Source organism: Streptomyces sp. NPDC032126, from assembly GCF_055580085.1.
In genome coordinates, this window is sequence record NZ_JBVIMA010000002.1 from 171,540 (window position 1) to 185,245 (window position 13,706).

The following is a 13,706-nucleotide window of genomic DNA, read 5'->3' on the forward strand; positions in this document are numbered from 1 at the left end:
CATTCGCGGGGGTGGGGTCGTGTTGGTCGACCTGCTCCGACGTGCGTGTCGAGACCCGATTGAGCGGTCAGATGAGCGCCTCCGTATTCAGTTGCCGAACGCCTCTTCGGCCAGTCGGGAGGCGGATCGCGAGGAGTCCCGGCAGTCTGGAATGACTCGAAAAAATGCACGTCCCCACGGGGGTAGGCTCGACAGCGGCCGGTGGGCATCCAGTGCACCGGCAGCCGGTGGGCGCGCGCCCGGAACAGCCGGTATTCGACATGTGGAGAGGAGCCCTGACTCAGGGTGAGCACCAAGCCGACCACCACAGACCTCGAGTGGACCGAAGTGGACCAGCGGGCCGTGGACACCGCCCGCGTCCTGGCCGCCGATGCCGTACAGAAGGTTGGCAACGGCCATCCGGGTACGGCGATGAGCCTGGCGCCCGCCGCGTACACCCTCTTCCAGAAGGTGATGCGGCACGACCCGGCGGACGCCGACTGGGTCGCGCGTGACCGTTTCGTGCTGTCCGCGGGCCACTCGTCCCTGACCCTCTACACCCAGCTGTACCTGGCCGGCTTCGGCCTGGAGCTGGACGACCTGAAGTCCTTCCGCACCTGGGGTTCGAAGACCCCGGGCCACCCGGAGTACGGCCACACCGTGGGCGTGGAGACGACGACCGGTCCGCTGGGCCAGGGTGTCGCCAACGCCGTCGGCATGGCGATGGCCGCCCGCTACGAGCGCGGTCTGTTCGACCCGGAGGCCCCGGCCGGCGAGTCGCCCTTCGACCACTTCATCTACGTCATCGCCGGCGACGGCTGCCTCCAGGAGGGCATCTCCGCCGAGGCGTCCTCCCTCGCGGGCCACCAGCAGCTCGGCAACCTGGTCCTGCTGTGGGACGACAACCACATCTCGATCGAGGGCGACACCGAGACGGCCGTCTCCGAGGACACCGTCAAGCGCTACGAGGCGTACGGCTGGCATGTGCAGCGCGTCGAGCCGCAGGCCAACGGCGACCTCGACCCGGCCGCCCTCTACGAGGCGATCCAGAAGGCCAAGACGGTCACCGACAAGCCGTCCTTCATCGCGATGCGCTCGATCATCGCCTGGCCCGCCCCGAACGCGCAGAACACCGAGGCCGCGCACGGCTCGGCGCTCGGCGACGACGAGGTCGCGGCCACCAAGCGCGTCCTGGGCTTCGACCCCGAGCAGACCTTCGAGGTCTCCGAGGAGGTCATCACCCACACCCGCAAGGCCCTGGAGCGCGGCGCCGAGGCCAAGGCTGAGTGGGAGAAGCAGTTCCAGCTGTGGCGCGACAACAACCCCGAGCGCGCGGCCGAGTTCGACCGGATCAGCGCCGGTGAGCTGCCGGCCGGCTGGGAGGAGAAGCTCCCGGTCTTCGAGCCCGGCAAGGGTGTCGCGACGCGCGCCGCGTCCGGCAAGGTGCTCCAGGCGCTCGGCGCGGTGATCCCCGAGCTGTGGGGCGGCTCGGCCGACCTGGCCGGCTCCAACAACACGACGATCGACAAGACGTCGTCGTTCCTCCCCGCGGACAACCCGCTGCCGGAGGCGAACCCGTACGGCCGCACGATCCACTTCGGCATCCGCGAGCACTCCATGGCCGCGGAGATGAACGGCATCGCGCTGCACGGCAACACCCGTATCTACGGCGGCACCTTCCTGGTGTTCTCCGACTACATGCGCAACGCGGTGCGTCTGTCGGCCCTCATGCACCTGCCGGTGACGTACGTGTGGACGCACGACTCCATCGGCCTCGGCGAGGACGGCCCGACGCACCAGCCGGTCGAGCACCTGGCCTCGCTGCGCGCGATCCCGGGCCTGAACGTGGTCCGCCCGGCGGACGCCAACGAGACCGCGATCGCCTGGCGCGAGATCCTCAGGCGTTACACGAAGGTCTTCGGCAAGGGCGCCCCGCACGGTCTGGCGCTGACCCGCCAGGGCGTGCCGGTGTACGAGCCGAACGAGGACGCGGCGAAGGGCGGCTACGTCCTGTTCGAGGCCTCCAACGGTTCGCCCGAGGTCATCCTCATCGCCACCGGTTCCGAGGTGCACGTCGCCGTCGAGGCGCGCGAGCAGCTGGAGGCCGACGGCGTGCCCACGCGCGTCGTGTCCATGCCGTCCGTGGAGTGGTTCGAGGAGCAGGACCAGGGGTACCGGGAGTCCGTGCTCCCGCCGTCGGTGAAGGCGCGCGTCGCGGTCGAGGCCGGTATCGGTCTCACGTGGCACAAGTACGTCGGTGACGCCGGACGCATCGTTTCCCTGGAGCACTTCGGCGCTTCGGCCGACGGCAAGGTCCTCTTCCAGGAGTACGGCTTCACTGCCGAGAACGTGGCCGCCCAGGCCCGGGAATCCATCGCCGCCGCCCAGCGCTGACGCCCATATACGACACGTAGGAGATGTAATTCCATGACAGACGCACTCAAGCGCCTCTCCGAGGAAGGCGTCGCGATCTGGCTGGACGACCTGTCGCGCAAGCGGATCACCTCCGGCAATCTCGCCGAGCTGATCGACCAGCAGCACGTCGTGGGCGTCACCACCAACCCGACGATCTTCCAGAAGGCGATCTCGTCCGGCGACGGCTACGAGCAGCAGCTCGAAGACCTCGCCGCCCGCAAGGTCACCGTCGAAGAGGCCGTCCGCATGATCACGACGGCGGACGTCCGGGACGCCGCCGACATCCTGCGCCCGGTCTTCGACGCCACCGGCGGCCAGGACGGCCGGGTCTCGATCGAGGTCGACCCGCGCCTGGCGCACAACACCAAGGCGACCGTCGCCGAGGCCAAGCAGCTGGCTTGGCTGGTCGACCGTCCCAACACGCTGATCAAGATCCCGGCCACCAAGGCGGGTCTGCCGGCGATCACCGAGGTCATCGGCAACGGCATCAGCGTCAACGTCACGCTGATCTTCTCGCTGGAGCGCTACCGCGAGGTCATGGACGCCTACCTCTCGGGTCTGGAGAAGGCGAAGGCCAAGGGCCTGGACCTGTCCCTGATCCACTCGGTCGCGTCCTTCTTCGTGTCCCGTGTGGACACCGAGATCGACAAGCGGATCGACGCGCTGGGCACCGACGAGGCCAAGGCGCTGCGCGGCAAGGCCGCCGTCGCCAACGCGCGGCTCGCCTACCAGGCGTACGAGGAGGTCTTCTCCTCGGATCGCTGGAGCGCGCTGGAGAGCGCGGGCGCGAACAAGCAGCGTCCGCTGTGGGCCTCCACGGGTGTGAAGGACCCGGCCTACAAGCCGACCCTCTACGTCGACGACCTGGTGGCGCCGAACACGGTGAACACCATGCCGGAGGCGACCCTGGTGGCCACCGAGGAGCACGGCTCGATCACCGGCGACACCATCACCGGCGGCTACGCGCAGGCCCGCGCCGACCTCGACGCCGTCGAGAAGCTCGGGATCTCGTACAAGGACGTGGTCCAGCTGCTGGAGGACGAGGGCGTCGAGAAGTTCGAGGCGTCCTGGAACGACCTGCTGAAGTCGACCGAGGCGGAGCTGGAGCGCCTCGCCCCCTCGGAGGGCTGAAACTTTGTCAAGCAGCCATCCGCTGCTTTCGAGCAGCAATCCGCTGCGTGACCCCGCAGACCGACGGCTCCCGCGTATCGCGGGGCCGTCGGGCCTGGTCATTTTCGGCGTCACGGGTGATTTGTCACGCAAAAAGCTGATGCCCGCCGTGTACGACCTCGCCAACCGCGGGTTGCTGCCGCCGGGCTTCTCACTGGTGGGCTTCGCCCGCCGGGAGTGGGAGCACGAGGACTTCGCCGCCGAGGTGCACGACGCCGTCAAGGCGCACGCCCGCACCCCGTTCCGCGAGGAGGTCTGGCAGCAGCTCATCCAGGGCATGCGGTTCGTGCAGGGCACCTTCGACGACGACGATGCCTTCGAGCGACTGCGGGCCACGATCGAGGAGCTCGACAAGGCGCAGGGCACGGGCGGCAACTTCGCCTTCTATCTCTCGGTGCCGCCGCGTTCCTTCCCGGTGGTCATCCAGCAGCTGAAGAAGCACGGCCTGGCCGATCAGAAGCAGGGCTCCTGGCGGCGCGCGGTCATCGAGAAGCCGTTCGGCCACGACCTGAAGTCGGCCGAGGAGCTCAACGCGGTCGTGCACGAGGTCTTCTCCCCCGAGCAGGTCTTCCGCATCGACCACTACCTGGGAAAGGAGACCGTCCAGAACATCCTGGCGCTGCGCTTCGCCAACACGATGTTCGAGCCGATCTGGAACCGGTCCTTCGTGGACCATGTGCAGATCACGATGGCCGAGGACATCGGCATCGGCGGCCGGGCGGGCTACTACGACGGCATCGGCTCGGCCCGTGACGTCATCCAGAACCACCTCCTGCAGCTGATGGCGCTGACCGCGATGGAGGAGCCCGCCTCCTTCGACGCGGACGCCCTCGCGGCCGAGAAGACCAAGGTGCTCGGCGCGGTCCGGCTGCCGCGGGACCTGGGCCGGGACACCGTGCGCGGACAGTACGCGGCGGGATGGCAGGGCGGCGAGAAGGCCGTCGGCTATCTCGAAGAGGACGGCATCGACCCGCAGTCCAAGACGGACACCTACGCGGCCATCAAGCTCCAGGTGGACAACCGCCGCTGGGCGGGCGTCCCCTTCTATCTGCGCACCGGCAAGCGGCTGGGCCGCCGGGTCACCGAGATCGCGGTCGTCTTCCAGCGCGCCCCGCACTCCCCCTTCGACACGACGGCCACCGAGGAGCTGGGCTCCAACGCGATCGTCATCCGCGTCCAGCCGGACGAGGGCGTGACGGTCCGCTTCGGCTCCAAGGTGCCGGGCACGTCGATGGAGATCCGGGACGTGTCGATGGACTTCGCCTACGGCGAGTCCTTCACCGAGTCCAGCCCGGAGGCGTACGAGCGGCTGATCCTGGACGTGCTGCTCGGCGATTCGAACCTCTTCCCGCGCACCGAGGAGGTCGAGCTGTCCTGGAAGATCCTCGACCCGATCGAGCAGTACTGGGACGCGAACGGCAGGCCCGCCCAGTACCCGTCGGGTACATGGGGGCCGGTCGAGGCCGACGAGATGCTGGAGCGAGACGGACGGAGCTGGCGCCGGCCATGAAGATAGACCTCACGGACACCACCGCCAGCAAGATCAACAAGGCGTTGGTGCAGGGCCGCCGGGCCATCGGCACGCCGGCCGTCGGCATGGTGCTCACCCTGGTCATCGTCACGGACGAGGAGAACGCCTACGACGCGCTGAAGGCCGCCAACGACGCGTCGCGCGAGCACCCCTCGCGCACGCTGGTGGTCATCAAGCGCGTCTCGCGCAGTCCCCGCGACCGCACCTCGTCCCGCCTCGACGCCGAGGTGCGGGTGGGCGCGGACGCGGGCACCGGCGAGACGGTGGTGCTGCGGCTGTACGGCGAGATCGTGGACCACGCCCAGTCGGTGGTCCTCCCGCTGCTGCTGCCGGACGCCCCCGTCGTCGTCTGGTGGCCGGTGAACGCGCCCCTCGACCCGGCGAACGACCCGCTGGGCGCCCTGGCGCAGCGCCGGGTCACCGACACCTACGCGGCCGAGCAGCCGGTGCGGGAGCTGGGCGCGCGCGCCGAGACCTACACCCCGGGCGACACCGACCTGTCCTGGACCCGGATCACCCCGTGGCGCTCGATGCTGGCCGCCGCCCTCGACCAGGTCACCTGCACGGTGGAGTCGGTCGAGGTGGAGGGCGAGGAGTTCAACCCGAGCTGTGAGCTGCTGGCCATGTGGCTCGCGGATCGGCTGGCCGTACCGGTGCGGCGCTCGCCCTCCGGCGGGCCGGGGCTGACGGCGGTGCGCATGGCGACCGACTGCGGCCCCATCGTCCTCGACCGGGCCGACGGCTCGCTGGCGACGCTGTCGATCCAGGGTCAGCCGGACCGCGCGGTGGCGCTCAAGCGCCGCGACACGGCCGAGCTGATCGCGGAGGAGCTGCGGCGTCTCGACCCCGACGACACCTACGCCTCGGCGCTGCGGTTCGGGGTGGAGCGGCTGAACACGGAGGCGGAGGAGACGGTGGTGACCGTCACCGTGGCCGATGAGCCGACGGCCGCCCCCGAGGCCGGTGAGCCGGTTGCCAAAGGAGACGCCGAGGCTCCGGCCGAGGAGGCCGCTGAAGCTCCCGCGGGCCAGGAGGCGGCGCCGGAACCGGTGAAGAAGCCGGAACCGGTGAAGAAGGCGGCGGCGACATGAGCGCACCCCAGCTCGTCGTGCACCGCGACAAGGAACTGATGGCGCAGGCCGCCGCGGCCCGCCTGATCACGAAGATCGTGGACGCGCAGGCCTCCCGGGGGCAGGCGTCCGTGGTCCTCACCGGCGGCCGCAACGGCAACGGCCTGCTGGCCGCCCTGGCCGCCGAACCGGCCCGGGACGCGATCGACTGGGGCCGGCTCGACCTCTGGTGGGGCGACGAGCGCTTCCTGCCCGAGGGCGACCCCGAGCGCAATGTCACGCAGGCCCGCGAGGCACTGCTGGACGCCGTGCCGCTGGACCCGAAGCGCGTGCACGCCATGCCCGCGTCGGACGGTCCCCACGGCGCGGACGTGGAGGCGGCGGCCGCCGCCTACGCCGACGAGCTGGCCCGTGCGGCCGGCCCGGAGAACCACGGCGCCGTGCCCACCTTCGACGTCCTGATGCTGGGCGTCGGCCCCGACACCCATGTGGCCTCGCTCTTCCCCGAGCACCCGGCCGTACGGGAGACGGACCGCACGGTGGTCGGGGTGCGCGGCGCGCCCAAGCCGCCGCCGACCCGGGTGACGCTCACGCTGCCCGCGATCCGCGCGGCCCGCGAGGTGTGGCTGCTCGCGGCCGGCGAGGACAAGGCGCAGGCCGCGGCGATCGCCCTGTCCGGCGCGGGTGAGATCCAGGCCCCGGCGGCGGGGGCCCGCGGCCGGGCCCGCACCCTGTGGCTGCTGGACACGGCGGCGGCCTCCCGGCTGCCGCGCTCGCTGTATCCGCCGGCGTCGCCGTGAGCGGTGGGGGCGGCGCCCCGTGCCGCCGCCCCCACCGCCGCCTGTTCGACCGAACCGGGCGTCATCGCGGCCTACTTGACCGACCCGGCCATGACGCCCTGCACGAAGTGCCGCTGGAAGGCGAAGAACACGGCCACCGGCACGATCAGTGACAGGAACGCCCCCGGCGCCAGCACATCGATGTTGCTGCCGAACTGCCGTATCTGGGACTGGAGTTCCACGGTCAGCGGCTGCGACGAGCTGTCCGCGAAGAGCAGCGCCACCAGCATGTCGTTCCACACCCACAGGAACTGGAAGATCGCCAGCGACGCGATCGCCGGGCGCCCCACCGGCAGGACCAGCCGGGTGAAGATGCGCCATTCGCTGCCGCCGTCCATCCGGGCCGCCTCCAGCATCTCCTTCGGCATCTCGGCGAAGTAGTTGCGCAGCAGGAACACCGCGAACGGCAGTCCGTAGGCGACATGGAAGAGGACCACGCCCGGGATCGTGCCGAACAGGCCGAGTTCGCCGAAGAGTTTGGCGACCGGCAGCAGTCCGATCTGCACCGGGACCACCAGCAGGGCGACCACCAGCAGGAAGAGCGGTTCGCGCAGCGGGAAGTCCAGCCAGGCGAAGGCGTATCCGGCGAGCGCCGCGATGACGACGACCAGGGTCGTGGCCGGCACGGAGATCAGCACGGTGTTCCAGAAGGCCTGGGTCATCCCGGCGTTCTTCAGCAGCGCCGAGTAGTTGTCGAAGGACAGTTGCCCGGGGCTGGACAGGGCCGTCCACCAGCCGCCCTTCGCCGTGTCCTGGGCCGACCGCAGCGAGGAGACGAACAGTCCCGCGAGCGGCGTCAGCCAGACCAGGCCGATCACCACGAGGAAGGCCTGGACGAGACCGCTGGCCAGATACCGCCGGACGGCGTTCATCGCTGACTCCTTCGGAAGCGGCGGACGTTGAAGACCATCGCGGGGATCACCAGCAGCAGGAGCAGCACCCCGAGGGCGCTGCCGAGGCCCTGGTTGTTGCCCCCGCCGAAGGACACCAGCCACATCTGTGTCGCGAGCACGGTGGCGTCCTCCTGCACCGGCCCCGGCGCGATGATGTAGACGAGGTCGAAGACCTTCATCACGTTGATGACGAGGGTGACGAAGACGACCGTCAGGACCGGGGCCAGCAGCGGCACCGTGATCCGGCGGAAGATCTGCCACTCGTTCGCCCCGTCCATGCGGGCCGCTTCGAGGGCGTCCCGGGGCAGCGTGGACAGGCCCGCGCCGATCAGGACCATCGCGAAGCCGGTCCAGATCCACAGGTAGGCGCCGATGATCGCCGGGGTGACGAGCGTCGGGCCGAGCCACGAGACCCCGTCGTACGGCGGCGCGAAGTTGGCGGCGGGCAGCCTCAGCGTGTACGTGCCCGCGTCCAGCCCGGAGAAGCGGAAGGAGCCGTCGGACGCGGTGGTGGTGCTCGCGACCGTCCTCCCGTCGCGGACCGCCTCGACCCTGATCCGCGGGAGCCCGCTCTCGCGTGCGTCGACCCGGCCCTGTCGGCCTCCGCCGCCGGGTGTGAAGTCGAGGTAGACGACGCCGCGCAGTTCGTCCGCGGCGGCCTTGCGGGCGGCTGCCCCGGCGGCGGGTGCGGCGCCCTCGGGCAGGTCCTCGGGGAGCACCCCGACCAGGCCGAGCGCCGTCGTGGACCCGGGCGACACGCCGGCGGTCGTGGCGTACGAGCCGTCGCGGCCCGGCGCGAGTCCCTGCCCGTCGCGTGCCCGTGCCGTCGGATACGTCGACGTGCCCGTGAAGGCGTCGTGGACGGAGACCACCGCGGCGTTCAGCACGCCCTTGTCCGGGTCCTCGTCGTAGGCGAGCCGGAAGATGATGCCGGCGGCGAGGAAGGAGACGGCCATCGGCATGAAGAGCAGCAGCTTGAAGGCGGTGGCCCAGCGGACCTTCTCCACCAGGACGGCGAGGATCAGGCCGAGGCCGGTCAGCAGGGCCGGGGCGACGACCACCCAGATCGTGGTGTTGCGGATGGCCTTCAGCGTGGCCGGGTCCTCGAACATCTCGGTGTAGTTGTCGCCGCCGACGAAGCGGGTGCCGGAGGCGTCGAAGAAGCTGCGGCCGACGGAGAACAGCACCGGGTAGACGACGAGCGCGCCGAGCAGCAGCAGGGCGGGGAAGACGAAGAGGAGGGCGACGATCCGCCCCCGCCGCCGCGTGCGCCGCGCGCGGGCGGCGGGGGAGGTACGCGGCGGCGGGTGGCCCGCCTCCTTCTCGGTGACGAGGGTCGTGGCGGTCATCGTGGATCAGTTCCCGTACGCCTTGGCCGCCGCGGTCTCCAGCTTCGCCGCGGTTCCCTTCGGGTCGGAGGGGTCGCGCAGGAAGTCCTGGAGGATCTTCCACTCGCCGGTCCCCTTGGTGCCGCCGAAGGCCGCCGGGGCCTGGTCGGACATGTCGAAGCGGACCGAGTCGCCGGCCGCGATCAGGGACTTGGCGGTGGTCCGGGTGACGGCGTCGCCGTACGAGGCGGGGTTCAGCTTCTTGTTGGGCGACAGGAAGCCGCCCGCCTTCGCCCAGACGGCGGCGGCCTCGGGGGTGGCCAGGTACTCCAGGAGCTTCATGCCGGCCTCGGAGTTCTTGCCGTCCTTCAGGACGACGGCGGCGTCACCGCCGCTGACGACGGGGGCCTCGCCCGTGCCGACCGCAGGGAAGGGGAAGAAGTCCGCGTCCTCACCGATCGCCTTGCCGAACTGGTCCTTGGCGACACCGGCGACGAAGTCGCCCTCGTAGACCATGCCTGCCTCGGGCTTGGGTCCGAACACCTTCTCCACCGAGCCGGGGAAGTCGGTGTTCAGGGCACCGTTCTGGCCGCCGGCGATGAGCTGCTTGTCCTTGAAGAGCTGCCCGAGCGTGGTGAGCGCCTGGACCACGGAGGCGTCGGTCCACTTGAGCTTGTGCGCGGCGAGGGCGTCGTACTTCTCGGGGCCGGCCTGGGAGAGGTAGATGTTCTCGAACCAGTCGGTGAGGGTCCAGCCGTCCTGTCCGGCCACCGCGAAGGCGGCGAGCCCGGAGTCGGAGACGGTGTGCCCGGCCTTGAGCAGGTCGTCGTAGGTCTTGGGGGGCGTGACGCCGGCCTGGGTGAGGGCCTGCGGGCTGAACCAGACGGTCGACTTGTGGGCGGCCTTGAAGTACAGGCCGTAGAGGGTGCCGCCGACACTGCCGTACGTCTTCCACACCGGGGCGTAGTTGGCGTCGACCGATTTCTGGGCGGTCGCCGACAGCGGCTTGAGCCAGCCCTTCGCGGCGAACTGCTGGAGGACGCCGACCTGCGGGACCATCACGACGTCGGGCGCGTTGCCGCCCTCGATCTTGCTGCCGACGACGGTGGAGACGTTGTCGCCGGTGGACACGAACTGCGTCTTGGCGCCGGTCTTCTCGCTGAACGCGTCCAGCACCTTCTGGAAGTTCTTCTGCTCGCTGCCGGACCAGACTCCGGCGACGGTGACCGTCTGACCGCCCAGCGCCTTGTCGCCGCCGCCGGCCGAGACCGGCTCGTCGCCTCCGCAGGCGGTGGCGCCGAACGCGAGGGCGAGGGCGGTGCAGCCGGTGAGCAGGGTCGTACGTCGTCGCATCATCGTTGATGTCCCTTCGGGGATGGGGAATGGACGGTCGAACGGGGGGTGGACCGTCGAGCGGGGGGATCAGAGGTCGGCGAGCCACCAGGCCGCCGTCGAGCCGGGCAGGACCCCGGACGGGCAAGGGCCGCTGGACAGCAGCGGGGTGCCGCCGACCGGTGCGGGCGTGGGCGCCGTGGTGAAGTTGACGGCGCAGACCAGGCCGTCGCCGCGCACGAAGGCGAGGACGCCGGGCGGGGTGTCCAGCCAGCGCAGGGTTCCCTCGCCCAACTGGGGCAGCTGGGCGCGCAGTTGGAGACCGTCGCGGTACAGGTGCCAGAAGGAGCGGGTGTCGGCGAGGGCGCGGTCGGTGGCGTATTCGGCGAAGTACGGCGGCTGCGGCAGCCACGGTCTGGCGCCCTCGGCACCGGAGGTGAAGCCGAACGGCGAGGCGTGCCCGGACCACGGCAGCGGCACCCGGCAGCCGTCGCGGATGCGGGCCCGGCTGCCGGTGCGGCGGAAGATCGGGTCGGTGAGCACGTCGTCGGGCAGATCGACGACCTCGGGCAGCCCGAGCTCCTCGCCCTGGTAGATGTACGCGGCTCCGGGCAGCGCCAGCATCAGCAGGGCGGCGGCGCGGGCGCGGGCGGCGCCGAGACCGCTGCCCTCCGTCGCGGGTTCGCCGTAGCGGGTGACGGTGCGGACCTGGTCGTGGTTGTTGAGGACCCAGGTGACCGTGGAGCCGGTTCCGGCTATGTCCTGCATGGCCTCGGAGATGACCTTGCGGAAGGCGTCGGCGTTCCAGGGGGCGCTGAGCAGGTCGAAGAAGAAGGCCTGGTGGAGTTCGTCGGGGCGGACGTATCGCGCGTGTTCCCGTGCGGTCGGGACGGACACCTCGCCGACGAGCAGCCGCTCACGGCCGTCCCGGGCCGTGTACTCCTCGCACACCGACCGCCAGTGCCGCCATACGTCGTGCACCTCGGGCTGGTTCCAGGCGAGCGGGTTGACCGAGTCGCGGGTGCGGGCGTCCGCCTCGGGGTCGTCGGAGTCGGGCAGGTCCGGGTGCTTGAAGAGGCCGGCGGCGACGTCGATGCGGAAGCCGTCGATGCCCCGGTCGAGCCAGAAGCGCAGGACCTTGTCGAACTCGGCGGGTATCTCGGGGTTGCGCCAGTTCCAGTCGGGCTGCTCGGGCGCGAACATGTGCAGGTACCACTGGCCGGGCCGGCCGTCCGGCTCGGTCACCCGGGTCCAGGCCGGGCCGCCGAACATGGAGTACCAGTTGTTGGGCGGCTCGGCGCCGTCGGGTCCCCGGCCGTCGGCGAAGTGGAAGCGGGCGCGGGCCGGGCTGCCGGGGGCGGCGGCGAGGGCCTCGCCGAACCACGGGTGCTCGCTGGAGCAGTGGTTGGGGACGATGTCCAGGAGCACCTTGATGCCGAGCCGCCGGGCGGCCGTCATCAGCAGGTCGAACTCGGCGAGGTCGCCGAAGAGCGGGTCGACGTCGCAGTATCCGGCCACGTCGTAGCCGTGGTCGTGCTGCGGCGAGGGGTAGAAGGGGCTCAGCCAGATCCCGTCCACACCGAGCTTCCTCAGGTACGGCAGCCCGGCGCGGACCCCGGCGAGATCGCCGACGCCGTCACCGGTGCTGTCCAGGAAGCTGCGGACGTACACCTGGTAGATCACGGCGTCGCGCCACCAGTGGTGCTTACTCAACATGCATGCATGTTAGGTAGGCGTTTCCGGAGGGTGTCAATGAACGGAACAGAAGCTACTGAGCAGTTGCCCCGGAAAACGCGCATATATTGGGGCAAGAAGGTGCGAGATGAGACGTCGGCGTTACCTAACATGTAACTAGAGGCGGCTTAACGGCCGGAGATCGCGGCGAGCTCCCGCGCCAGTCGCCGCACGGCGGCCTCGGGCGTCTGCCGCCCGGTCATCGCGTCGTGCACGACCGCCTGCACGACCAGGCTCACCTGGTCGTAGCGCGGGCTCTTGGGGCGCGGCGCGGCGGCGAGCACGCTCTCGCGCAGGGTCGGCAGATACGGGAACCGCCGGACCAGCTCGGGATCCTCGTACAGCGCGGCCCGTACGGGCGGCAGCGCGCCGCGCGTGAGGACCTGGCGCTGGACGGGCTCGCTGGTGAGATACGCGATCAGACGCGCGGCGGAGTCGGGGTGCCGGGTGTGCGCGGTGACGGCGAGGTTGGAGCCGCCGAGCACGCTGGTGCCGGGACCGTCCGGCCCGGGCAGCGGTACGGCGCCGACCTTCCCGGCGACCGGGGAGCCCTCGGCGGACGCGACGACGTAGGCGTAGGGCCAGTTGCGCAGGAAGAGCAGCCGGCCGTCCTGGAACGCCTGCTTGGACTCCTCCTCCTTGTACGTCAGCGCCTCTCTCGGTATCCAGCCCTCGCTGACGCCGCGGGCGAGGAAGCCGATGCCCTCGCGGGCCGCCGCGGAGTTCACCGTGACGCGGGCGCCCTCGTCGCCGAGGATCGTGCCGCCCGCCGAGTAGACGACCTCGGCCGCGTTGACGGTGAGCCCCTCGTACGGCAGGAACTGGCCCGCGTAGCCGTCGAGGCCGTACTTCGGCGCGATGGTCCGCGCGTCCTGTTCCAGCTCGGCCCAGGTGCGCGGGGGCGGGACGCCCTCGGCGGCGAGCACGTCCTTGCGGTACAGGAGCAGGCCGGCGTTGGTGACGTACGGGACGGCGTACAGCTCGTCGTCGTAGGTCGCCGTGTCGACGACCGGCGGCAGGAAGGTGTCCAGCGGGAAGCGGTCGCGGGGCAGCGCACGGATCCAGCCGGCGGCCGCGAACTCGGACGTCCAGTTGACGTCGATGTTCAGGACGTCGAAGCGGCTGCGGTCGCCGCCGCGCAGGTCGGTCACCATCTGCGCGTGGGTCTCGTCGGCGGAGTCCGGGAGCTCGACGAGGGTGACCCGCTCGCCGGGGTGGGCGCGGTTCCAGCCCTCCAGGAGGGGGCCGAGGTAGCCGGTGAGGTCGCCGGCGGTGGCGAGGGTGAGCGGGCCCCGGCCGCCCGCGGCGCCCTCGTCGGCATGGGCTCCGGAGGCGACGTAACCGCTCAGGACGACGGCGAGAACGAGGAGGCCCCTACCCGCGGCATGGATCCACCGCATAGGTTCCTCCTTGCA

At 70.8% G+C, this 13,706-nt stretch carries 10 protein-coding genes; 5 read left to right on the forward strand and 5 right to left on the reverse strand.

The genetic code is table 11. The annotated features are described in order from the left end of the window. The first annotated feature begins 285 nt into the window (after positions 1 to 285). Genes tkt through pgl form a run of 5 tightly spaced genes read left to right on the forward strand, consistent with a single transcriptional unit; the run spans position 286 to position 6,965 of the window. Entirely contained in the window at positions 286 to 2,373 is a 2,088-nt protein-coding gene (gene tkt / locus ACZ5NW_RS09305) for a transketolase (RefSeq protein ID WP_468743177.1), read from the forward strand. Positions 2,374 to 2,406: 33 nt separating this feature from the next. Then, the gene (tal, locus tag ACZ5NW_RS09310; RefSeq protein WP_468743178.1) at positions 2,407 to 3,525 is read left to right on the forward strand and encodes a transaldolase; all 1,119 of its coding nucleotides are present in this window, start codon (positions 2,407 to 2,409) and stop codon (positions 3,523 to 3,525) included. A gap of 22 nt (positions 3,526 to 3,547) precedes the next feature. Then, positions 3,548 to 5,074: a glucose-6-phosphate dehydrogenase gene (gene zwf / locus ACZ5NW_RS09315; RefSeq protein WP_468743856.1), complete on the forward strand. Its 1,527-nt coding sequence runs from the start codon at positions 3,548 to 3,550 to the stop codon at positions 5,072 to 5,074. Beyond that, positions 5,071 to 6,186, forward strand: coding sequence for a glucose-6-phosphate dehydrogenase assembly protein OpcA (gene opcA, locus ACZ5NW_RS09320; RefSeq protein WP_468743179.1), 1,116 nt, complete (start codon positions 5,071 to 5,073; stop codon positions 6,184 to 6,186). Before zwf ends, opcA begins: the two co-directional genes overlap by 4 nt. Continuing rightward, on the forward strand, positions 6,183 to 6,965 hold the full coding sequence (pgl, locus tag ACZ5NW_RS09325; protein WP_468743180.1) for a 6-phosphogluconolactonase: 783 nt from the start codon (positions 6,183 to 6,185) through the stop codon (positions 6,963 to 6,965). The genes opcA and pgl overlap by 4 nt, the downstream gene beginning before the upstream one ends. Positions 6,966 to 7,036: 71 nt before the next feature. Here the strand turns inward: pgl and ACZ5NW_RS09330 are convergent, their stop codons facing one another. The 5 genes from ACZ5NW_RS09330 to ACZ5NW_RS09350 all read right to left on the reverse strand — a co-directional run bounded on the left by ACZ5NW_RS09330 (position 7,037) and on the right by ACZ5NW_RS09350 (position 13,691). After that, on the reverse strand, positions 7,037 to 7,876 hold the full coding sequence (locus tag ACZ5NW_RS09330; RefSeq protein WP_468743181.1) for a carbohydrate ABC transporter permease: 840 nt from the start codon (positions 7,874 to 7,876) through the stop codon (positions 7,037 to 7,039). After that, positions 7,873 to 9,246 (reverse strand): ABC transporter permease subunit, encoded by a 1,374-nt coding sequence (locus ACZ5NW_RS09335; protein ID WP_468743182.1) that lies wholly within the window; start codon positions 9,244 to 9,246, stop codon positions 7,873 to 7,875. The genes ACZ5NW_RS09330 and ACZ5NW_RS09335 overlap by 4 nt, the downstream gene beginning before the upstream one ends. Before the next feature lie 6 nt (positions 9,247 to 9,252). Further along, positions 9,253 to 10,581 carry an ABC transporter substrate-binding protein gene (locus ACZ5NW_RS09340; RefSeq protein WP_468743183.1) on the reverse strand — a complete coding sequence of 443 codons (1,329 nt, stop codon included), beginning with the start codon at positions 10,579 to 10,581 and terminating at the stop codon, positions 9,253 to 9,255. 66 nt (positions 10,582 to 10,647) lie between these two features. Then, entirely contained in the window at positions 10,648 to 12,273 is a 1,626-nt protein-coding gene (locus ACZ5NW_RS09345) for a glycoside hydrolase family 13 protein (RefSeq protein ID WP_468743184.1), read from the reverse strand. 146 nt (positions 12,274 to 12,419) lie between these two features. Continuing rightward, the gene (locus ACZ5NW_RS09350; RefSeq protein ID WP_468743185.1) at positions 12,420 to 13,691 is read right to left on the reverse strand and encodes an ABC transporter substrate-binding protein; all 1,272 of its coding nucleotides are present in this window, start codon (positions 13,689 to 13,691) and stop codon (positions 12,420 to 12,422) included. Between the last annotated feature and the right edge of the window lie 15 nt (positions 13,692 to 13,706).

What these genes read in the sequence shown, in the direction of transcription:
- opcA (WP_468743179.1), top strand. Translation starts at nt 5,071, where the DNA reads ATGAAGATAGACCTCACGGACACCACCGCCAGCAAGATCAACAAGGCG.
- ACZ5NW_RS09335 (WP_468743182.1), bottom strand. Translation starts at nt 9,246, where the DNA reads ATGACCGCCACGACCCTCGTCACCGAGAAGGAGGCGGGCCACCCGCCG.
- ACZ5NW_RS09345 (WP_468743184.1), bottom strand. Translation starts at nt 12,273, where the DNA reads ATGTTGAGTAAGCACCACTGGTGGCGCGACGCCGTGATCTACCAGGTG.
- ACZ5NW_RS09330 (WP_468743181.1), bottom strand. Translation starts at nt 7,876, where the DNA reads ATGAACGCCGTCCGGCGGTATCTGGCCAGCGGTCTCGTCCAGGCCTTC.
- ACZ5NW_RS09350 (WP_468743185.1), bottom strand. Translation starts at nt 13,691, where the DNA reads ATGCGGTGGATCCATGCCGCGGGTAGGGGCCTCCTCGTTCTCGCCGTC.
- tal (WP_468743178.1), top strand. Translation starts at nt 2,407, where the DNA reads ATGACAGACGCACTCAAGCGCCTCTCCGAGGAAGGCGTCGCGATCTGG.
- ACZ5NW_RS09340 (WP_468743183.1), bottom strand. Translation starts at nt 10,581, where the DNA reads ATGATGCGACGACGTACGACCCTGCTCACCGGCTGCACCGCCCTCGCC.
- pgl (WP_468743180.1), top strand. Translation starts at nt 6,183, where the DNA reads ATGAGCGCACCCCAGCTCGTCGTGCACCGCGACAAGGAACTGATGGCG.